We start from the raw sequence: 21,614 nt of genomic DNA, 5'->3' as shown, positions 1-21,614 counted from the left end.
TGCTGATAATCTGTTGACTCTCAGTCTGACAGCGCAAGCACCCACACGAATTGCTTGATTCAATTGTTAAAGAGCGGTTGGTTGAGCCTTTCGCTTCAACCGAGGCGCGCATTCTACGCCAACCTCTTGTTCTGTCAAGCGTTTATTTTCAGAAGCTTCAAACTCATTCAAAACTTCGAAACGCTAGAACCGAACAGCGCGCCGAGCATCTTTCGATTAACTCGTCAGCGGGAGGCGAATCTTACAGCATCCTAAGTTGCTGTCAACTGCCTTTTTCACCGCCGGAGCCACGAGGCTCGCACCGCCTCCAACCCTTTCTGAACTGCTAACTCGTTGATTACCAAGGAGTTTCTCGTTCATTCCGCGTTGGAAGTGGTGCGCATTATAAGGACATCTGAAACCCCGTCAACCGTTAATTCCATTTTGTTTCAAAATTAAATAATTGCGCATTATATTGCGCACTTCTGCATTGTTACGCATCATGCTCATCAGTGATCCATCCTTATCCTGTTCGAGCCTGTCATGACCACTTCATCCCGTAGCCTCGCCCCCCTACTCTTCCCGCTGGGATTGCTGTTGATCGCGATGGCTTCGATCCAGACCGGCGCATCCCTGGCCAAGAGTCTTTTTCCTGCTGTAGGCGCACAAGGCACAACGACTCTGCGCCTGATATTCGCCGCCATCATCATGATCCTGGTGCTGCGCCCCTGGCGTGCGCGTCTTACCGCCCAATCCATTCCGGCCATTATTCTTTATGGCGTGGCGCTGGGCGGCATGAACCTGCTCTTCTATATGTCGTTGCGCAGCGTACCGCTAGGTATTGCCGTGGCACTGGAACTTACCGGCCCGCTAACTGTGGCGCTGCTCGCTTCACGCAAGCTGGTCGACTTTCTCTGGATCGGCCTGGCGATTCTTGGCTTGCTGCTGCTTATACCGGGTAGCGAGTCAGCCGCCAGCCTTGATCCATTCGGCGCCGCCTGCGCACTGGGTGCCGGCGCCTGCTGGGCAGCTTATATCGTGTTCGGCCAGAAGGCCGGTGAGCATAACGGCGTGCAGACTGCCGCACTTGGGGTAATTGTGGCCGCGATGTTCGTTGCCCCGTTCGGTATCGCGCATGCCGGCTCTGCATTACTGGATATATCACTACTGCCTGCGGCCATCGGAGTGGCCATCCTCTCCACAGCCCTGCCTTATAGTCTGGAGATGGTCGCCCTGACCCGCATGTCGGCGCGAACCTTTGGCACCCTGGCCAGTCTGGAGCCGGTATTTGCCGCGCTTTCCGGCATGGTCTTTCTCCATGAGCAATTGTCACTGCTGCAATGGCTGGCCATCGGCGCGATTATCCTGGCTTCTATAGGCGTCACGCTGTCGACGGCCCCGGACCAGCCCAAACTGGTACCAGCTGACTGAGTGCTGAGCATGCAGGGCTGGTATTTACCTCGCACATGAGACATGTTTAGGCCATCTCTGGTACGGTTCATTCATATGGGGTGAACTGACCACGGTGAAAGCCATCGAATGTCCACGCCAGCTTCAATGCAGGCTCAACCAGGTGACCGGTTAAGGAGCGGGATGAAATACATCGTTATCGTACTGGCGCTCGTGGCCGTGGCAGGCTGCGCAGCCACCAGCGCACCGGTCAAGAAGACCAAGCGCGGCATTCATATCAATTGCTCGGGCCTGTCATCCTCTTGGGACAGGTGCTACGAACAAGCGACCAATGTCTGCGAGTCGACCGAGTACCGAGTCATCGCCAAGTCTGGCGATGCCGTCGAAGATCCAGGCGATTACCCCTTCGGCATCAATCCAGCCGGCTACACCAGCCGCAGCATGATCATCATCTGCAAGAAACCCCGCCTTTAGTCTGGCGGTGCCGCTGTCTCAGACAGCGGCAGTACGCGCCCTCAACCATGTCAGCCCAGCTCCCTGCAGCAAGGGGCTCAGGCGCTCGTTAACGTGAGCATGGTAGGCATTGAGCCAGCCTTTTTCTTCAGTGCTGAGCATACCCAGCTCCAGGCAACGGGTATCGATCGGGCACAGGGTCAGGGTTTCAAAACGCAGGAACTCACCAAACTCGCTTTGCCCCGCCGGCTGATTAATCACCAGATTCTCGATTCTCACGCCCCACCGCCCCGGCCGATAAGTACCTGGCTCAATGGAGGTAATCATGCCCGGCAGCATGGCGGTCTGCGGCGTCGCCGGTGCTTGGTAGGCGATCACTTGCGGCCCTTCATGAACGTTCAGGAAGTACCCGACCCCGTGCCCGGTTCCATGACCATAGTTCACCTCATCAGCCCAGATGGGCGCCCGCGCAATCGCGTCCAGCAAAGGCGACAGGATGCCTTTGGGAAAATGCGCCCGTGACAGGGCAATCACCCCCTTGAGTACTCGGCTGCAGTCCTGCTTCTGTTCGGCACTCAGCCGACCGACAGGAACCATCCGGGTAATGTCGGTGGTGCCCCCCAGATACTGACCACCCGAGTCGATCAGCAACAGGCCATCGCCTTCGATCTGCGCAAACGCCGCCTCGCTAGCGCGGTAATGCGGCATGGCCCCATTGCCATTGAATCCGGCAATCGTGGCGAAGCTGGGGCAGATGTAACCAGGACGACGCTTACGGGCCAGACTCAGTTGCTCATCGATATCAAGCTCACTGACCGGCTCACGCCCCAGCACACCGTCCAGCCAGGCAAAGAATTCGCACAGTGCTGCGCCGTCCTGCTCCATGACTCGACGAATATGCCGCGTGTCCTCAGCGTTCTTCTGCGCCTTGAACAGGGTGGTCGGGTTCAGCGCTTCGACCAGACTGACTTGTGCATCCAGATAGTCGAGCAGACCGCAGGTCACCTTCGCAGGGTCCAAAAGCAACCGCGCATCGCCCGGCACTTCACGCAAGGCCGCACCAATCTGGGTGTACTCCAGTAACGACACACCGTCGCGCTCCAGGCTTTCGCGCACAAACTTGCTGACCTTGTCGCCTGCGACAAACAGCGTGACGCTGTTCGGTCCGATCAGCGCAAAACAGATGAACACCGGGTTATAGGAGACATCCGAACCCCTCAGGTTAAACAGCCAGGCGATGTCATCCAGGGTCGCAATGAAATGCCAGTCGGCATCGCGTTCGAGCATGCTCTTGCGCAACCGCTCGATCTTGTCGCGACGGCTCTCGCTGGCCTGGGGCGGCAAATGCTCATACACCGGGTTGGCCGGCAGCGCCGGGCGATCCCGCCACAGCTCGTTGAGCAGGTCCATATCGGTACGCAGGCGGGCACCACGGTCATAGAGTTTGCTGGCCAGCGCCCGCGAAGAGGCCACCGCCAGCACCGTGCCGTCGACCGCTACCACACTGTCGGCGACCGCCTGATCAGCCAGCCACTCCAACGGGCCTTGCTGGCCGGGCAACAGTTTGACCAGTTCGACGCCACTGCCAGCCAGCTCCTTTTCGGCCTGCTCCCAGTAGCGACTGTCGACCCACAACCCGGCGAAATCATGGGTGATAACCAGCGTGCCAACCGAACCGTTGAATCCGCAAAGCCATTGCCGGCCTTGCCAGTAGCCCGGCAGGTATTCAGAGAGATGCGGATCAGCCGACGGCACCAACCACGCGTCGATTCCTTCACGACTCATCAACGCCCGCGCGCTGGCCAGACGTTGCGCCGCCACTCCCTTGGCATGGGTTTGTGTACTCATTGCTACTCCTGCTGACCCGTTCGATTCAGGTCAGATAATGGAGCAGGTCTCAGAGGGTGTCTACCAAATGGCTGCGCTCGCCGATTCTGTAGCCTCACGCTCAGGCGTGGGCAACCGCCCAGAACGGCGCCGGCCGCAATGCACCGAGAATCAGCCCGGCGGCCCGATCGATATCCGCCGCCTGGGTAAAACGTCCCAGGCTCAGGCGGATGGTCTGTGCAGCGCGCTGCGCATCGTATCCCAGCGCCGACAAGACATGGGACGGAGCGCTGCTGGCCGAATTGCACGCCGAGGTCGAAGAAAACGCCAACGATTGCCCCAGTGCGGCGACATCCAGGTCCAGATGAGTGAAGGTCAAGCTCAAGGTATGCGGTATACGTTGCTCGCGGCTGCCGTTAATGACCAGCCCTGGAACGTCTGCCAGCAGCTCGCACAAGCGCCGGTTCAACTGCCATGTGTCGGCGATCTCCTGCTCCAGATGTTCGCCAGCCAGAGCGAAAGCGCTGCCCATTCCGGCAATCTGGTGGGTCGCCAGAGTACCGGAGCGCAAGCCCTGCTCATGGCCGCCACCGTGAATCTGCGCCAGTACCCGCTGCTCGGCACGCGGTCCGACATACAGCGCGCCGATACCTTTGGGCCCGTAAATCTTGTGCGCTGAAAACGACATCAGATCGACCTCCAGTACGCTCAGATCAATCGCCAACTTGCCCGCCGCCTGAGCCGCATCGACGTGCAGCAAGGCGCCATGGGCGCGCACCCGGCGACCGGTCTCGGCGATGTCATTGACCGTGCCCAGTTCATTGTTGACCAGCATCAGCGAGACCAGCAGCGTGTCTTCACGCAGCGCGGCGCTGACCGCCTCGGGAGTGATCAGCCCGTCCGCGTCAGGGACCAGGTAAGTCACCTCAAAGCCCTGCCCCTGAAGGTATTGGGCAGTATCGAGAATGGCTTTGTGCTCAATCTGGCTGGTGATGATATGCCCGCCGGCGCGACCCTGGCGCTGACGCCAGGCTTGCGCTGCGCCCTTAAGTGCCAGATTGTTGGATTCGGTGGCCCCGGAGGTCCAGATGATCTGGCCGGCGCTGGCGCCCACCAGTGTCGCGACCTGTTGGCGGGCCAGTTCGACCGTTTGCCGTGCTGCCTGCCCGAACCGGTGAGAACTGGAAGCCGGATTACCAAAGGTGCCTGATTGGCCCAGACACGAAACAATCACCTGAATGACCCGCTCGTCCACAGGCGTGGTGGCGGCATAATCGAAATACAGTGCGTTATCGCTCATGAACATCCCTCTAGAATGCACGATCTGGCTCGGCAGATCGTTTCCTGGGCCGGCTCACGTTACAGAGGTTGCGTGATACCCGACCCATCTAACCATGGGTTCATGATGCACCAGACCGAATAGAACTAAAAATTATTAATTTGAATTAATTAATAACCAAATCACATATAAAAATACTCATTATCCCGCCAACTTGATCAACAGACCGATTCAAGGCGTACCGCAAGACTGTCAAGTCATCAATAAAACCGGCAGTAAACCGGACAGTTAAAAGTCGACACAGGGGCGCCAAAAAAACAACACATGTTTTTTGACACCTTTAAAATCAATCGGTTACCTGAAAGTCATGTTTTTTATCAGAAACAAAACAGGATTTTGACGAAATAATTTGACAGATCCTCAGACGGCCCCAATATATAGGTCTGTCTGACCACACCTGGCTTGTATGCCAATGCCACAGAGCATTGCATTGATGTGGTCGTATTGACCCCTACATGGTTGTATTCCCGTATTCCGGTTGTTTCCAGGGTGCTATTGGCGCCACTGGATGTCTGTCAACTCGCATACCCCTTATTGAACTGCTGACTCTGTTCGGTGTGGCGGTAGCTTTGCCTGGAGTTTTCCCATTGCTCGGACATTTCTGAGCGATTGACAAGGACTGGTTACACCTATTCACGCCTCCCCCCGAAGCATTGAGCTTCGGGCGGTAGCGTGCCCAGACAAATGCTCGATGAACCAGGCCATGGCGCCAATGTATTTGGTTTTTCGCCTCCTCCTACCCAGAGGTGTGAACGAATGCCGTCTACTTTTGCAGCTGTTTCTGAACCGATCAGACAATTGGCCCGCAGCATTGATACTCAGGGCTACGCCTGTATCGAGAATCTGTTGAGCCACGATGACCTGACACAACTGCGCGCCTTTACCGACCAGCAGGCCCAGCGGCATGCCGGGGAGTATTTCGCCTGTCATGGAGACCAGGCACTGGCAGGTTGTTCACTGCTGCAGATGTGCTCCAGCCCGACCCTGCAACAATTGCTCGCCGACCTTTACTGCCTGGCTGCCGGCCAGCAAAGCGTAGGCCAGAGCATCTTTCCGGTCTTGCGTTGCGTGCAAGGCAACCAAGGGCGTCGGGAGTCGAACTGCTTTCACTTCGATGCCAGCCTGGTCACGGTGCTCATCCCCATCTACATCCCGGATGAAGGCCAGCAGCGTGGCGACCTGATGATGTTTCCCAACCTGCGCAGCGCCTCGCGTTCGTTGCTGGTCAATGTGCTGCACAAGATGCTGCTGCAAAACGCCATAACCCGCAGCTTGCTGGCATGGGCAATCCGCCTGGGCTGGCTCAAGCCGCTGATCGTGCAATTGGTCCCCGGCAGCATTTACCTGTTCTGGGGCTACCGATCGCTGCATGCCAACCAGCCGTGCAGCCCCGGCGTTATCCGCGCCACCGCCATTTTGCACTTCGGCGACCCGCACCACGGCAGCCTCATTACCCGTCTGATCCGGCGCATTACCGAACGCCGGGCCATGCGGGTCAGCGCTCAGGCCCTCACGCCTGACGCTTCTTCAGCCCGACAACACGGAGGTTCAGATGATTAACGTGACCAAGACGTACCTTGGCGACATCGACAAGTTCAAGCGCTACGTCGAAGGGATCTACAGCCGTGGCTGGCTGACCAATCACGGGCCACTGCTGATGGAACTGCAAGCCCGGCTGCGCGACTACCTGGGCGTGCGTCACGTGATCCTCACCAACAACGGCACCCTGGCCTTGCAAATCGCCTACCGCGCACTGAACCTGACCGGCAGTGCCGTCACCACCCCGTTCAGCTTCGTCGCCACCACCAGCTCATTACAGTGGGAAGGCATCCGCCCGTTATTCGCCGATATCGACCCACAGACCTGGAACCTCTCCCCGGCGCACATCGAACAAGCCATCGAAGCCGACACCAGCGCCATCGTTGCCACCCATGTGTTTGGCAACCCGTGTGACGTCGAGGCGATTGACCGCATTGCCCGCCGGCGCAACCTGAAAGTCATCTACGACGGTGCTCATGCCTTCGCGGTGCGCCACGCCGGGCAATCGGTGTACCGCTGGGGTGACATCAGCACCTTGAGTTTTCATGCCACCAAGCTGTTTCACACCATCGAAGGCGGCGCCATCGTCACTGACGATGACGAGGTGGCGCGGCGGGTCATGCTGCTGTGCAACTTCGGCATCGCCAATGTCGACCGCATCGAGGGCATCGGCATCAATGCCAAGCTCAACGAATTCTCCGCCGCCATGGGCCTGTGCATCCTCGACGATATCGACAACATCCTTGAAGCCCGTGCCGAAATCGCCTGGCGCTATAACAGCCGCTTGCGCGACTACATGGACCTGCAGAGCGCCCAGGCCGACAGCCAGTTGAACAACAGCTACTTCCCGGTGGCCCTGCGCGACGAGCAGCAACTGCTCAAGGCGCGTACGGCGCTCAACGCCAACGGCATCAATCCGCGCCGTTACTTCTACCCCAGCCTCGACACGCTGGAATATCTCCAGCCACAAGCCGGCCAACCCATCGCCCGCGCCCTGAGCGAGCGGGTGCTATGCCTGCCGATCTACCCAGGCCTGCACCCGCAAGATCAGCAACAAGTGATTCAGACACTGCTCGAAACCTGCAGTCCAGAGGCTGCCGGCTCCGCCGTGGCCCAGGTCGGGTGACAGCCATGTCGGTCATGCGCAATACGCTGTTCAACTATGCCGGGCAAGCCTACGTGCTGCTGGTCGGCATTGCTGTAATGCCGTTCTACCTGGCGCATCTGGGGGCAGAGGCCTATGGCCTGATCGGCTTCTTCACGGTGTTGCAAGCCTGGTTGCAATTGCTCGACGCCGGCCTGTCACCGAGCCTGGTACGCGCCGTCACCCAACAACCGGCAGACGCTGCCGGTCGCCAGGCAAGCGGGCGGCTGCTGCGCTCGTTCGAGCTGCTGTTCGTGCCGCTGACCGTCGGTTGCGCGCTGGCCGTGCACCTGGTCAGTGCGTGGCTGGCCAGCCAATGGCTGAACGCACAAGTGCTCTCGGCGCAGACTGTCAGCGACTGCATTAGCCTGATGGGCGTGATTATCGCGCTGCGCCTGTACGCGACCCTCTATCGCAGCGGGCTACAGGGCCTGGAACAGCACGCCTGGCTGAACGCCGCCAATGTGCTGGTCGCGACCCTGCGTTACTTCGGCGCCCTGCTGCTGGTCAGCCTGTGGTCGCAAGAGGTACGCGATTTTTTCCTGTTCCAGGTGCTGGTCAGCCTGCTGGAAAGCTTGCTGTTCGCGGTGCGCGCCTGGCGGCAAATGCCTGCCGGCCTGGCCGGTTTCGATGCCGCGCTGGTCAGGCCGCTCATGCCGTTCGCCGCCAGCCTGTCGTTCACCGCGATCCTGTGGATCGTGCTGACCCAACTGGACAAGGTGTTGTTGGCCGAGCGTCTGCCGCTCGATGAATACGGCTACTTCGCGCTGATCGCACTGATCGCCACCGGCCTGCTGACCCTGACCAACCCGCTGGTGCAGACCCTGCTGCCGCGCCTGGCACGGTTGATGGCCGAGAACCGCGAAGCGGACATGCACCGGCTGTTTCTTGATGCCCACCGGTTTGTCTGCACCCTGCTGTTTCCTCTGGCCGGGATCATCGCCCTGCATGGCCAGGCGCTGATCTATGCCTGGACCGGCGACCTGCAGGCCGCCCGCTGGAGCCAGCCGGTGCTGGGCTGGTACGTGCTGGGCAGCGCGATCATGGCCATCAGCGGCTTTCAGTTTTACCTGCAATACGCCTACGGGCAGATCCGCCTGCACGTCACCTACAGCCTGGTTTGCGCCGTCATCAGCGTGCCGCTGACGGTCTGGGCCATCCATGAACTGGGCGTGCTCGGTGCAGCGCTGAGCTGGGCCGGCCTGCGTCTGGTGTCACTGGCGATCTGGCCGCTGATCGTCCACCGCCGCCTGGCGCCTGCCCTGCATGGGCCGTGGCTGCGCGACCTGCTGCGGATCAGCCTGATGACCTTGCTCGGCCTGACGCTGAGTGCGCCGCTGTTCGAACTGATTGCCGGCCCTGATCGTTTCAGCGTGGTCCTTGCGCTGGCGCTCAGCGGTTTGCTGACCCTGTTGCCGGTGACCCTCAGTCATCGCCCGCTGCTGCACAAGATCTATCTAACGTTGAGCAAACCGAGTACCTGAGCCATGGATGCCATTGCCCGTCATACGCGCCACGAATCGTCCCAGCCACCGTTGTTGAGCATTGTCTGCCCGACCTATAACCAGGAAGCGTTCATCGCCCAGACCCTGGATGGATTCCTGGCGCAGCAGACCGATTTCAACTTCGAGATCCTCATCAACGACGATGCCTCGACTGACAACACCGCGCGGATCATCGCGCAATACGCCGAGCGCTATGCGCACATCATCCGGCCGTTTTATCAGAGCGAAAATCAGTTTCGGCTCGGCAAGCCCTGTGTGCCCGAATTGTTTGTCAAAGCGCGGGGCCGCTATATCGCGTTCTGTGAAGGTGATGACTACTGGACCGACCCGCGCAAACTGCAGTTGCAGGTGGATTTTCTGGAGCGCCACCCCGACTACGTGATCACCTACCACGACGCGATTGCCTTCGATGACAAGGGCCAGTACGGCGTGCAACTGCAAGGTAAATTGCGCGGCGATGCCACTGCGCTGGAGCTGCAAAAGGCCCGGCCCATATCGACCCTGACCACCTGTTTTCGCAATGTGCTGAGCAGCATGCCGCCAGAGTTGCAGATGCGCGTCGCACCGCTCAACGACCTGTGCTGGTGGTCGCTGCTCGGCGCCTATGGCAAAGGCAAGTTCATGGCGCAAATCAAACCGGCGGCCTACCGCCTGCACCCTGGCGGGATCTTTTCGATGCGCAGCGACAAGCGCAAGTTGCACATGAGCCTGCAGACCAGCTCAAGCCTGGCCAACTACTACCACCGCCTCGGCAACCAGGCGCTGTATGAGCACTTCCTGATCCAGAGTGTCTGCCTGTCGCTGTCTGCCTTGTCGCCGCGCCACAAGGTCCAGGCCCTGCTGCGGGTGGCACGCAACTTCGTTGTCAACCTTGGCCGGCGCCTGCGTCCACAACCGGCCAAAGCCCATGTTCAGTGAACTGCTGGTGGTCTGCGTCGGCAACATCTGCCGCAGCCCCATGGCCGAGGCCATTCTGCGTGACCGGCTGGCAGACCGGCCGATCTCGATCCGCTCGGCCGGCCTGCACGCGCTGACCGGCGCACCGATCGATGGCCTGGCCAGGGAAGTACTGGACCTTCACGGCCTTGAGCTGCCCGGCCATCGCTCGCAGCAGGTGGACCGGCAAATGTTGCGCCGTGCCGACCTGATCCTGTCGATGGAGCAACCGCACCTGGCCAGTCTGTTTCGTCTGGCCCCGGAGGTGCGCGGCAAGACCTTCCTGATCGGCCAGTGGCAGCACGCGGCAGAAATCGTCGACCCCTATAAGCGCCCCAGAGCGGCGTTCGAACAGACCTACACGCATCTGTCGCGCTGCGTCGATGACTGGCTTCCTTATATTCAGTCAGGAGATCCGAACCAATGACTGTCATGAACCGCTCCACCCTGGACCACTACCAGGACACCCGGATCGACCTGACCACCCTGTTACACCTGTTGCTCGACCACAAGCGCCTGATTTTCTGGCTGACCGGCATGTTCTTCGTGCTCGGCGTACTGTACGTGGTGCTCGCCACACCGGTGTACCAGGCCTCGGCGATGATCCAGATCGAACCGCGCAAGGTTGGTATCGAAGGCGTGCCGGAGGTCAGCAACAAACCGATGTCGGCCTCCCAGGCCACCACCGAGATCGAGCTGATCAAATCCCGCGCGCTGCTGGTCAAGGTGGTCGATGACCTGCGCCTGAACATCGAGGCAACCCCCGACCACGTGCCGGTCATCGGCGCCTGGCTGGCGCGTAATTTCCAGCCGGAGTATCAGGGGCAACTGGCCGAACCGCTGTTTGGCCTGGACCGCTATGCATGGGGCGGGGAGAAGCTCGATATTTTCCAGCTCACAGTGCCCGAGGCGTTGCTGGGTGAGGCATTGAAACTGGTGGCCGGCAAAACCGGTGAGTACAGCCTGTATGACGCCGACGGCAATCTGCTGCTCAATGGCGCGGTACGACGCACCAGCCTGGGCCATGGTGTGATCATGCAGGTCGCCGAACTCAACGCCCGTCCCGGCACCGAGTTCAGCGTGTCGCGTCAGCGCACCCTGAGCAGCGCGCTGCTCTGGCAGGATCGCCTGAAGATCATCGAGGCCGGCAAAGACTCGGGCATCATCTACCTCTCTCTGCAAGACCCGGACGCCGAGAAAGCCAACCGCATTCTCAACGAGGTCAGCCGCCTGTATGTGCGCCAGAATGTCGAGCGCAGTTCGGCCGAAGCCGCGCAGCGGCTGGAGTTTCTTCGCTCGCAATTGCCGATGGTGCGCAAGCAACTCGAAGAAGCCGAGACCGCTCTGCAGAAATTCCAGACCAGCGCCCGCTCGGTGGACCTGTCCATTGAAACCAAAGGCGTGCTCGATCAGGTCGTGGAGATGGACAACCGGCTCTCGGAGCTCAAGCTCAAACGCGTCGAGCTGGAGCGTCTTTACACCCGCGAGCACCCCACCTACCGCAGCTTGATGAGCCAGATCGGCCAACTGGAAGGCCAGAAGCAGATCCTGCTGAAAAAGATCGACAGCCTGCCCCAGTCACAGCAAGAACTGTTGCGCCTGACCCGCGACATGCAGGTCATCAGTCAGACCTACACCCTGATGCTCAACAAGAGCCAGGAACAGGACATCCTGCGCGCCGGCAGCATCGGCAACGTACGCATCATCGACAATGCCGACACCAATATCGAGAAACCCGTCAAGCCAATGAAGAAACTGCTGGTGCTGGTCGCCACCCTGTGTGGCGCCCTGCTGGCGGTGATCATCATTTTTATCCGCCAGGCGTTCTATCGCGGCATCGAAAACCCCGACCTGATCGAAAACCTCGGCATGCCGGTGTACGCCTCGCTGCCGTTCTCGCGCCAGCAAGAGCGTCTGGATAAAACCGCCAACGCGGCGGGCTTGCCCCGCGAGTCGCGCCTGCTCAGCACCCGCGCCCCGGAAGAACTGGCCCTGGAATCCTTGCGCAGCCTGCGCACCAGCCTGCATTTTGCGATGCTCGAAGCGCGCAACAATGTGCTGATGATCACCAGCCCCCTGCCCGGCGCCGGCAAGTCGTTCGTCTCCGCCAACCTGGCGGTGATCATTGCCCAGACCGGCAAGCGGGTCCTGCTGATCGACGCCGACATGCGCAGGGGCTACCTGCACAAGGTACTGGGCCTGCAACCGCGCCACGGGTTGTCTGACACCCTGGCAGCAAGGCTCAAGTACACCGAGGTCATTCATCACACCGAAGTCCGTCACCTGGACTTCATTTCCTGTGGCTTCGCGGCGCCCAACCCGTCGGAATTGCTGATGCACGACAACTTCAACCGGATGCTCGGCGAGCTATCGCCGCAGTACGACCTGATCATCATCGACACCCCGCCGATCCTCGCCGTGACCGACGGCACCCTGGTCGGCCGCCAGGCCGGCACTTGCCTGCTGGTGGCACGTTTCGGCCTGACCACCACCCGCGAACTGGAAGCCTGCAAACGCCGCCTCAACCAGAACGGCATCGTCATCAAGGGCGCGATTTTCAACGCAGTGGTGCGCAAGGCCTCCACCGCCGAATACGACTGCACGACCTACGGCTACAGCTACCACCCGGTTCAAAAATAAACCGGCCTGCGACGAACAAGGAGCTTTACCATGACCAGGACCATCGCAATGATGCAGCCGTACCTGTTTCCCTATCTGGGCTATTTCCAGCTCATCGCCACCGCCGATGTATTCGTACTGGGCGATGACCTGCAATACATCCGCGCCGGCTGGGTCAACCGTAACCGTATCCTCTGCGAAGGCCAGCCACGGCTGATGACTTTTGCAGTCAAAAAGGACCGCTTCGAGCTGCCCATCATGCAGCGCCAACTGGCCGACAGTTTTTTCGAGAACGACGCGCCGCGGCTGGTCAACCTGCTCGTTCACAGCTACCGCAAGGCACCTTACTTCAGTGAGATCATGCCGCTGCTGGAGCGGCTGATCCGCTTCCCCCAACACAATCTGGCCCTGTATGCAGAAAACGCCCTGCGTGAAATCTGCGCTTACCTACAGATCAGCACGCCGATCCTGCGCGGCTCAAACCTCACCCTTAGCGCCTGCACGGACAAGCAGGAGCGGGTCATCAACATCGCCCACACCTTTTCGGCAGGCACCTTCCTCAATCCGATTGGCGGCCTTGAGCTGTACGACCGTGAGCGCTTCGCCCGCAACGGCCTGCAACTGCGCTTCTTCACCATGAACCCGATCAGCTATGCACAGCTCAAGCATGAGTTCGTGCCCAACCTGTCGATCATCGATGTGCTGATGTTCAACAGCGTCGAGCAGGTGCAGGCGCTGCTCGGCAACTTCAGTGTGAGTGAGGGCGGTGCTGCCAACGACCCGTGCATGGACGCCGATATCGTGCCGTTCAGCTCACAGCTTGCCGGGGAGTGATTGCATGACGACTCTCGCCGTCCCCGCCCGCTGGTACCTGATCCAGACCCGCCCACGCCAGGAAGCCCGTGCCCTGGAGCATCTGCAGCGCCAGCAGTTCGAGTGCTATCAGCCGCTGACCAATAACACGGCCCGCCCCGAAACCCTGTTTCCCGGCTATCTGTTCATCCGCATGGACCAGATGCAGGACAACTGGTACCCGATTCGCTCCACCCGTGGCGTGTCGCGAATCGTGACGTTCGGTAGCCAGCCGACCCCGGTAAGCGATGAACTGATCGAACAGATCCGCCAGCGCCTGGCCGGTCAGACACCGCACTCAAGCTTCAACCAAGGTGACCCGGTGCTGATCCGCAGCCGCAGCTTCTGTGACGTGGAAGCCATTTTTCTGGCCTTCGACGGCACCGAACGGGCCGTGATCCTGCTTAACCTGATGCAGCGCCAGCACCGGGTCGTCCTGCCGCTCAACGAGTTGGCGCGTGTACCGGCCTGAAGCCTGCGGATTTGTCGGCTGGATTGCTTCTCTGTAGGAGCGACCTTGGTCGCGAATGCTATTGGCCAGGCGCCACAAATGTCGTGACTGCAATTGCCTCTTCGCGAGCAAGTTCGCTCCTACAGGCAAATCACCACCCTCGCCTTTACAACGGAATGTCCCATGTCCAAGCAGACCACGCTGGTGACCCTGACCTACGGGGATCGCTACAGCTATTTGCATACGCTGATCAGCCGCTCGCTGGCAAACCCCTTGATCGAGCGGGTCATTGTGGTCAGTAACGCCTCGACGGCGCCGCTGCACAAATTGACCGAACAGTGGCCCGAGCAGGTTCGGGTGATCCACCTTGAGCACAACACCGGCTCGGCCAACGGCTATGCCATAGGGATTCAGGCCGCGCTGCAGGCCGGTGGCGAGTACCTGTGGTTGATGGACGACGACAATGCGCCGACGCCCAATGCCGTGGAAGTGCTGCATGACCGGCTGCAACGCCTGATCCAGGCGCACGACGCCGACAACACCGCAGTGCTCGGCTTTCGCCCTACCCATCAGGCCGACATTGCCACCGGCGTGCCGCAGCGTTTTGCCCTGCAGAAGCGCTCAAGCTTTCTGGGTTTTCATATCGCTCAGGTGCCGTACAAACTCTGGCGGCGCTTGCCGTGGGGACGACCACGGCTCAGTGCTGGCCTGCCTTCGCTGGTGCAACTGCCGTTTGCCACGTACGGCGGTCTGCTGGCCCATCACAGCCTGTACCGCAAGATCGGTCTGCCGCTCGATGCCTTGAAGCTGTACGCCGACGACAACGAATACACCTGGCGCATCACCGCCAATGGCGGACGCTTGTTTCTGGTGCCCGAAGCGCTGCTCGACGACCTGGAGCATTCCTGGAACATCAAGCAACGCACCAGCAATGTCTACGAGAGTTACCTGCTCGGCGATTCCGACCTGCGCGCCTACTACGGTGCACGTAATCAGGCCTGGTTTGACAAGAACATCTGGGTCAGTTCGCCGTTGCTCTACCAGCTCAATCGCTGGTTGTTCCTGCGCCTGCTGCGGGTCTTCGCCCGCCGCTGCGATGCCGGCCCGCGTCTGAAACTGCTCGAACAGGCGATTGCCGATGGCGAGTCGGGGCTGTTGGGCCTGAACCGGTCCTATCCGCTATGAAGCTTCTGTTTCTCAGCAGCCTGTATGCCCCGGACATTGGCGGCGGTGCAGAAATCATCCTGCAACGCACTGTCGAAGGGTTGCAGGCGCGCGGCCATAACGTACGGGTGCTGGTCACGGGTGCCAAAGCCGGCCTGTATCAGGAAGAGGTCAATCAGGTCAGGGTCTACCGCGCCGGCCTGCGCAATTTCTACTGGCACTTCACTCAGCGCCGTCCAGGTCGGCTGGCACGCCTTGGCTGGCACCTGCGTGACCGCTACAACAGCGGCATGCGCGAGCACCTCAAGCGGGTCATCAAGCTCGAACAACCCGACCTGGTGGTCTGCCATAACCTCACCGGCTGGTCGGTCTCGGCCTGGGATGAAATCAGCCATAACAACCTGCCCATCGTTCAGGTGTTACATGACCTGTACCTGCTGTGCCCGAGCAGCACCATGTTCAAGCAAGGCCGTGACTGCCAGCAGCGCTGTGGAATGTGCGTGCAGTTTCGCAAGGGGCACGCCGAACGCTCGACGCAGGTCGACAGCGTGGTCGCGGTCAGCCGCTTCATGCTCGACCGGCTGCGTAACCATGGCTACTTCAAGGGCGCGAGCTGTCAGGTGATCTATAACGCCAGCCCGTTTCCAGCGCCCTTGCCGGCCTGGTCGCCGAGCCGCAGTGCGCAAGCACCGCTGCGCTTCGGTTATCTGGGCACGCTGTCAGAGCCCAAGGGCGTGGGCTGGCTGATCGAGCAGTTCAAGCGCCTGCCGTTCGACGCCACGCTCGATATCGCCGGGCGCGGCCAAGTGGCCGATGAACAGCGCTTCAAGGCCATGGCCGGCAATAGCGAGAGGATCCGTTTTGTCGGCTATCAGCAACCGGAACGGTTCTACGCCGGAATCGATGTGGCGGTGGTGCCTTCGACCTGGAGCGAGCCATTCGGCATGGTCGCCGTAGAAGCCTGCGCTCATTCGCGGCCGGTGATCGCCAGTCGTATGGGCGGCCTGACGGAGATCATCCAGGACCAGCTCAACGGCCTGCTGTGCAGCCCGGACGACCCCGACTCACTGGGCCTGGCGATGCTCAAACTGCACCAGCAACCGCAACTACTGGCCCGCCTCAGCGCTCAGGCGCGCAGCAGCGTTGCCGCGCTACTCGACCTGGAGTTGATGCTCGACAGCTACGAACGCCTGTTCATCCAGACCCTGCAAGGGCGCATGGCCCTGCCCCAGCCACATCCGATCTGACGCCCGCGACACAGCCCGTCAAGGCTCTGACATTCATCCGTTTCATCACTTTGCAGGCCCCTGCGATGATCGTTATCAATGCCCGTTTTCTGACCCAGGACACCTGCGGTGTGCAACGCTACGCCGAGCAGATCTGCCTGGCGCTGCGCCAACTGCGCGACGATCTGGTCTTCGTCGCCCCGCACGGTATCAAAAACCACGCCAGCGCCCAGGCCTTGCAGGTGCAGTGCATCGGCCGCCACCAAGGCCATTTGTGGGAACAGCTTGACCTGCCGCTGTACCTGCGCCGCAACGGCAATCCGCTGCTGCTGTCACTGAGCAACAGCAACCCGATGTTCTACCGCAATCAGGTTGCCACCCACCACGACATCACCTACGTTCGCCATCCGCAAAGCTACAGCTGGCGCTATCGCGCAGCCTACCGGACGATCATGCCGATCCTGCTGTCACGGGTCCGCGCACTGGTCACCAACAGCGAGTTCTCCAAAAGCGAAATAGCCGGATTTTACCGGCTGCCCAAAGAGCGCATCCTGATTCTGTCAGCCGCCGTCAGCGAGCAGTTCATGCCCGCCGCCAGCCAACCGGAACAGCCCTACCTGCTGGCGGTCTCCTCACCCAATCTGCACAAGAACTTCAGGCGCATGATCCAGGCGTTCCTGAGCCTGCGCGGTCAGCCAGATCTGCAACTGCACATCGTCGGCAGCGCCAACAGCCTGTTCGCTGACCCGGACCTGCAACAACTGGCCTGCCGCGACCCACGCATCCGTTTTCTCGGCCGCCTCGACGATGCCGAGCTGATCGCCCAGTACCAGGGTGCCACGGCATTCGTGTTTCCTTCACTGTACGAAGGTTTCGGCATCCCGCCACTTGAGGCCCAGGCCTGTGGCTGCCCGGTGCTGGCGTCCAGCGCCGCGTCGATTCCGGAAGTGCTGCGCGACAGCGCGCTGTACTTCGACCCGCTGGATGTCCAGCAGATGGCCGCCGCCATGCAGCGGCTGCTCAATGAGGCGGATCTGCGCCAGTTCCTTCGTCGCAAGGGCCTGGCCAACGTTGCCCGCTTCAGTTGGCGGCACTCAGCGCTGCGGCTGTCGCAACGGCTCGACCAGCTCCCCGAACCTGGCCTGCAACGCAGCAGCCTGCCGCGCACCTGACCCCCAGCCCTGAGATCCGGCTGCACGCTGTTCGCATCGCCGCTCACTCGCCACCGCTCAAGGAAGACCCATGAAAATCGCAATCGTCCACGACTGGCTGGTGACCTACGCCGGCGCCGAACGCGTATTGGCCTCGCTGCTCAAGGTCTGGCCGCAAGCCGATCTGTTCGCCGTGATCGACTTCCTCAGCGACCGGGACCGTGCCCAACTGGGCGGCAAAGTCGCCACCACCAGCTTCATCCAGAAACTGCCCGGTGCACGCAAGCACTACCAGCGCTATCTGCCGCTGATGCCGATGGCCATCGAGCAACTGGACCTGTCTGGCTACGATCTGGTGATCAGCAGCAGCCATGCGGTCGCCAAAGGGGTGTTGACCGGCCCGGATCAGTTGCACGTCAGCTATGTGCATTCACCGATTCGTTATGCCTGGGACCTGCAACACCAATACCTGCGTGAGTCAGGCCTCGACAAGGGGTTCAAGGGCACTCTGGCGCGGATGGTCCTGCACTACATCCGCATGTGGGACCAGCGCAGCGCTGCCGGGGTCGATGAGTTCGTTGCCAACTCGGCGTTCATCGGCGCGCGCATCGACAAAGCCTACCGGCGCTCGTCGACTGTAATTTATCCGCCCGTGGACACTCTGCACTACACCCCGCTGGGGCTGCGCGATGACTACTATTTCACCGCCTCGCGCATGGTGCCTTACAAGCGCCTGCCGATGATCGTCGAGGCATTCGCCAACATGCCGGACAAACGTCTGGTGGTGGTCGGCGACGGTCCGGAAATGCCCCGCTGCCAGGCCATCAACGCCCCCAACGTCACGCTGCTCGGCTACCAGCCGGCGGCGGTAATGCTGGAGCACATGCGCGCCGCCAAAGCGTTTGTGTTTGCCGCCGAAGAAGACTTCGGCATCAGCCCGGTCGAGGCCCAGGCCTGCGGCACCCCGGTGATCGCCTACGGCAAGGGCGGGGTGCTGGAAACCGTGCTGGGGCTGGACCATCCAACCCCGACCGGGGTGCTGTATGACCGCCAGGACGCCGCGTCACTGATAGCCGCCGTTGGCCAGTTCGAAAGCACTCAGGGGCGGATCAGCGCCAGCGCCTGCCGCTTCAATGCCGAGCGTTTTTCCACGGAGCGCTTTGAACAGCAGATCAAGGCCCTGGTTGACGCCCGTCTGGCCAGTGCCCGGCAACAGCGCCCCAATCTGCTGGACTGGCGAGCAGCTTCGCCTGACAGCGAGCTGGCCGCCCGCGTCGTACCGATCAAATCGGTCTGAGGGCTGAACCATGGACACTCCGCTTCGCGGCATCTTACATGCCCATCAATCGCTGCTGTCAGTCGCCCACCGCCTGCTGGATCTGCTGGTCATCGTGCTGATCGGCTATTGGCAACACCAGCAGCAAGCGTTGTTCGGGCCGACCGAAAGCTGGCTGCAGATTCTCATGGCGGTGCTGGGCTTTCACTGGCTCAGCGAATTTCACCAGTTGTACGGATCCTGGCGTGGCGAGCGCATTTTCGGCGAACTGGCCAAGGTCTTCACCTGGTGGTCACTGAGCTTTGTCAGCTTGCTCTCGATGGATTACCTGTTGCTCGACCGCCAGGCATTGCCAACGCCTCAGCAAATGACCTGGTTCGCCCTGGTGCTGGCGACCCTGTGCGGTTATCGGGTGCTGATTCGCCAAGTCCTGCACGCCTTGCGCCGACACGGTTTCAATACCCGCCGGGTGGCCATCGTCGGCACCGGCCAGGTCGGTGCCAGCCTGGCCCGCTCGATTGCCGATGCGCCGTGGATGGGCCTGAAACTGCTGGGCTTCTATGACAGCCATCCGCAACAGATGGACCTCGACAGCAAGGGTTCGCGGCTGCTGGTGCTGGGTGACCTTGAGCAATTGATCATTGATGCCCGCCAGGGCCGCATCGACAAGGTCTACATCACCCAGGCCGAACCCCACCTGCGCGAGCTGATTACCGGGCTGTCCGACACCACCGTCTCGGTGTACCTGATCCCGGATGTGTTCACGTTCGAGCTGTTGCATGCGCGCAGCGAGAGCATCAACGGCCTGCCCACCATCAGCATTTTCGACTCGCCCATGGAGGGAGCGCTGGGCCTGGTCAAACGTGCCGAAGACGTGATCCTGGCCAGCCTGATCCTGCTGTTGATCGCGCTGCCGCTGCTGGTCATCGCCGCCGCGATCAAGCTCACCTCCAAAGGCCCGGTGCTGTTTCGCCAGCGCCGCTACGGGCTGGACGGCCGGCCGATCATGGTCTGGAAGTTTCGCAGCATGACCGTCCAGGAAAACGGCGACGAAGTCCGCCAGGCAACCCGCAATGACGCCCGTGTCACGCCGCTGGGCGGCTTTCTGCGGCGCACTTCGCTGGATGAACTGCCGCAGTTTTTCAACGTCCTGCGCGGTGACATGTCCATCGTCGGACCGCGCCCCCATGCCGTGGCGCACAACGAGCAATACCGCAAGCAGGTCAGCCGTTACATGTTGCGCCACAAGGTCAAGCCGGGCATCACCGGCTGGGCTCAGGTCAATGGCTGGCGCGGTGAAACCGACACCCTGGACAAGATGCGCAAGCGCGTCGAGTTCGACCTGCAGTACATCCAGCAGTGGTCGCTGTGGCTGGACCTGAAAATCATCCTGCTGACCCTGTTCAAGGGCTTTCTCAACAAGAACGCCTTCTGACCCCACCCCACCGCGTATTCTCAGGAAGGAAACCTCCCTATGTATCGATCGCCCGTCGCCGCACTGCTGTTTGCCCTGCTCCTGCAAGGTTGCGCATTCGCTCCCGGCCAGCATATGAGCCTCAGTGATGTTGAAGCCGATGACCCTGACGGCCCCAAGGCCAGACTGGTCAACATCACCCCGCAGAGCCTGGCGCAGCAGCAACAGGTCGCCCTGGCCAATGGCAAGCCGCTACCGGCGCAGCTGTTGAACTACACCACCCCGGAGTACCTGGTGGGGCCGGGCGATACCTTGCTGGTGACCGTGTTCGAACATCCGGAACTGACCGCGCCGGGCTCGCAAGACCAGCTCGATGCCAATACCCGTGAAGTCCAGGGCGACGGTACTCTGTACTTCCCGTATGTCGGGCGTATCCAGGCAGCCGGCAGATCCGTGCGGCAGATCCGCGATCAACTGCGCATGGGCCTGTCACCGCAGTACACCGAGGTCAAGGTCGATGTGAAGGTGCTGCGCTACAATAGCCAGCGGGTGCTGCTGTCCGGCTCGTTTCGCAATCCAGGGCAACAGTCGATCACCAATATTCCATTGAGCCTGGTGCAGGCGGTCAGTACCGCAGGCATCGACAGCAGCGATGCCGACCTGGCCAGCCTGACCCTGCGCCGTGACGGCACCGATTATCAGATCGACATCGACGCGCTCAACCGCAAGGGCTCGCAACTGGGGCGCATCTATCTCAAAGACGGCGATCATCTGCACCTGAACAGCAACTCGAAAAACCGCATCTATGTGCTGGGTGAGGTGCGCAACCCGCAGGTGCTGTCATTCGGCACCACCCAGGTGACCTTGCTGGAAGCCTTGGGCAACTCCGGCGGCCTGAGCCCGGACAGCGCCGACGGTGATGCGGTGTATGTGATTCGCGGCGTGGACAATCAGGCCAATGCCGAATCGACGGTCTACCACCTCAACGCCAAGAAGCCTACCGCGTACCTGCTGGCCCGCCAGTTCGAACTCAAGGCCCAGGATGTGGTGTTCGTAGGCCCGGCGAACATTACCCGCTGGAGCCGCTTCATCAGCCAGTTGCTCGGCTCGGCGAGTGTCGTGCAGACCGGCGCGGCGTTTCGTAACTGACCGGGCATTGCGTTAGGCGCAAGTGTTGCTGAGGCAACAGTGCTTCGACACTGCTGTGTTGCTCCAGCACCAATCCAGCCTGCAAACAACCCTCCAGCGGTCATGAAATGCCTTGTGTTAGCTCAGTGGCAATGAGTCTCGCAAGCTGGCACACAAGCTGCTTTGCGTATGGACGCTTAT

18 protein-coding genes are annotated in these 21,614 nt (G+C 60.8%); 16 read left to right on the top strand and 2 right to left on the bottom strand.

The window, feature by feature from the left end; genetic code table 11:
• Nucleotides 1-522 precede the first annotated feature (522 nt).
• Together rhtA and NJC38_RS27230 are read left to right on the top strand one after the other, a co-directional pair.
• Nucleotides 523-1,410, top strand: coding sequence for a threonine/homoserine exporter RhtA (gene rhtA / locus NJC38_RS27235; protein ID WP_253117951.1), 888 nt, complete (start codon nt 523-525; stop codon nt 1,408-1,410).
• Nucleotides 1,411-1,572: 162 nt separating this feature from the next.
• Complete coding sequence (locus tag NJC38_RS27230; RefSeq protein ID WP_253117950.1) at nt 1,573-1,863, top strand: hypothetical protein; 291 nt, start codon at nt 1,573-1,575, stop codon at nt 1,861-1,863.
• Between the two features lie 18 nt (nt 1,864-1,881).
• On the opposite strand, the gene NJC38_RS27225 is transcribed toward NJC38_RS27230, so the two are convergent.
• On the bottom strand, nt 1,882-3,690 hold the full coding sequence (locus NJC38_RS27225; RefSeq protein ID WP_253117949.1) for an aminopeptidase P family protein: 1,809 nt from the start codon (nt 3,688-3,690) through the stop codon (nt 1,882-1,884).
• Nucleotides 3,691-3,790: 100 nt separating this feature from the next.
• A complete protein-coding gene (locus NJC38_RS27220) occupies nt 3,791-4,969 on the bottom strand; it encodes an aminotransferase class V-fold PLP-dependent enzyme (RefSeq protein WP_253117948.1) in 1,179 nt (392 codons plus the stop codon).
• Nucleotides 4,970-5,764: 795 nt separating this feature from the next.
• Here NJC38_RS27220 and NJC38_RS27215 point away from each other — a divergent pair.
• From NJC38_RS27215 to NJC38_RS27150, 14 genes are all read left to right on the top strand, one after another.
• Nucleotides 5,765-6,568, top strand: a complete 804-nt coding sequence (locus NJC38_RS27215) for a hypothetical protein (protein WP_253117947.1) — start codon at nt 5,765-5,767, stop codon at nt 6,566-6,568.
• Nucleotides 6,561-7,673 carry a DegT/DnrJ/EryC1/StrS family aminotransferase gene (locus NJC38_RS27210; protein ID WP_253117946.1) on the top strand — a complete coding sequence of 371 codons (1,113 nt, stop codon included), beginning with the start codon at nt 6,561-6,563 and terminating at the stop codon, nt 7,671-7,673. The genes NJC38_RS27215 and NJC38_RS27210 overlap by 8 nt, the downstream gene beginning before the upstream one ends.
• A gap of 5 nt (nt 7,674-7,678) precedes the next feature.
• Entirely contained in the window at nt 7,679-9,175 is a 1,497-nt protein-coding gene (locus tag NJC38_RS27205) for an oligosaccharide flippase family protein (RefSeq protein ID WP_253117945.1), read from the top strand.
• Nucleotides 9,176-9,178: 3 nt separating this feature from the next.
• A complete protein-coding gene (locus NJC38_RS27200; protein WP_045493233.1) occupies nt 9,179-10,114 on the top strand; it encodes a glycosyltransferase in 936 nt (311 codons plus the stop codon).
• Nucleotides 10,104-10,559 (top strand): low molecular weight protein-tyrosine-phosphatase, encoded by a 456-nt coding sequence (locus tag NJC38_RS27195; RefSeq protein WP_045493236.1) that lies wholly within the window; start codon nt 10,104-10,106, stop codon nt 10,557-10,559. Before NJC38_RS27200 ends, NJC38_RS27195 begins: the two co-directional genes overlap by 11 nt.
• Nucleotides 10,556-12,772, top strand: a complete 2,217-nt coding sequence (locus NJC38_RS27190) for a polysaccharide biosynthesis tyrosine autokinase (RefSeq protein WP_253117944.1) — start codon at nt 10,556-10,558, stop codon at nt 12,770-12,772. Before NJC38_RS27195 ends, NJC38_RS27190 begins: the two co-directional genes overlap by 4 nt.
• A gap of 30 nt (nt 12,773-12,802) precedes the next feature.
• Nucleotides 12,803-13,585, top strand: coding sequence for a WbqC family protein (locus NJC38_RS27185; protein WP_253117943.1), 783 nt, complete (start codon nt 12,803-12,805; stop codon nt 13,583-13,585).
• Nucleotides 13,586-13,589: 4 nt separating this feature from the next.
• Nucleotides 13,590-14,075, top strand: coding sequence for a transcription/translation regulatory transformer protein RfaH (gene rfaH, locus NJC38_RS27180; RefSeq protein WP_045493245.1), 486 nt, complete (start codon nt 13,590-13,592; stop codon nt 14,073-14,075).
• Between the two features lie 162 nt (nt 14,076-14,237).
• A complete protein-coding gene (locus NJC38_RS27175) occupies nt 14,238-15,239 on the top strand; it encodes a glycosyltransferase (RefSeq protein WP_045493247.1) in 1,002 nt (333 codons plus the stop codon).
• Nucleotides 15,236-16,465: a glycosyltransferase family 4 protein gene (locus NJC38_RS27170; RefSeq protein ID WP_045493249.1), complete on the top strand. Its 1,230-nt coding sequence runs from the start codon at nt 15,236-15,238 to the stop codon at nt 16,463-16,465. Before NJC38_RS27175 ends, NJC38_RS27170 begins: the two co-directional genes overlap by 4 nt.
• Nucleotides 16,466-16,530: 65 nt before the next feature.
• A complete protein-coding gene (locus tag NJC38_RS27165) occupies nt 16,531-17,616 on the top strand; it encodes a glycosyltransferase family 1 protein (protein WP_253117942.1) in 1,086 nt (361 codons plus the stop codon).
• Nucleotides 17,617-17,686: 70 nt separating this feature from the next.
• Nucleotides 17,687-18,892: a glycosyltransferase family 4 protein gene (locus tag NJC38_RS27160; RefSeq protein WP_253117941.1), complete on the top strand. Its 1,206-nt coding sequence runs from the start codon at nt 17,687-17,689 to the stop codon at nt 18,890-18,892.
• A gap of 10 nt (nt 18,893-18,902) precedes the next feature.
• The gene (locus tag NJC38_RS27155; RefSeq protein WP_253117940.1) at nt 18,903-20,306 is read left to right on the top strand and encodes an undecaprenyl-phosphate glucose phosphotransferase; all 1,404 of its coding nucleotides are present in this window, start codon (nt 18,903-18,905) and stop codon (nt 20,304-20,306) included.
• Between the two features lie 39 nt (nt 20,307-20,345).
• Complete coding sequence (locus NJC38_RS27150; RefSeq protein WP_045493258.1) at nt 20,346-21,434, top strand: polysaccharide biosynthesis/export family protein; 1,089 nt, start codon at nt 20,346-20,348, stop codon at nt 21,432-21,434.
• Nucleotides 21,435-21,614: the final 180 nt, after the last annotated feature.

It is taken from the genome of Pseudomonas sp. 21LCFQ010, assembly GCF_024129905.1.
Lineage (GTDB): Bacteria > Pseudomonadota > Gammaproteobacteria > Pseudomonadales > Pseudomonadaceae > Aquipseudomonas.
The sequence above is the reverse complement of the archived record's forward strand: the minus strand, read 5'-3'. Positions and strand labels throughout refer to the sequence as shown.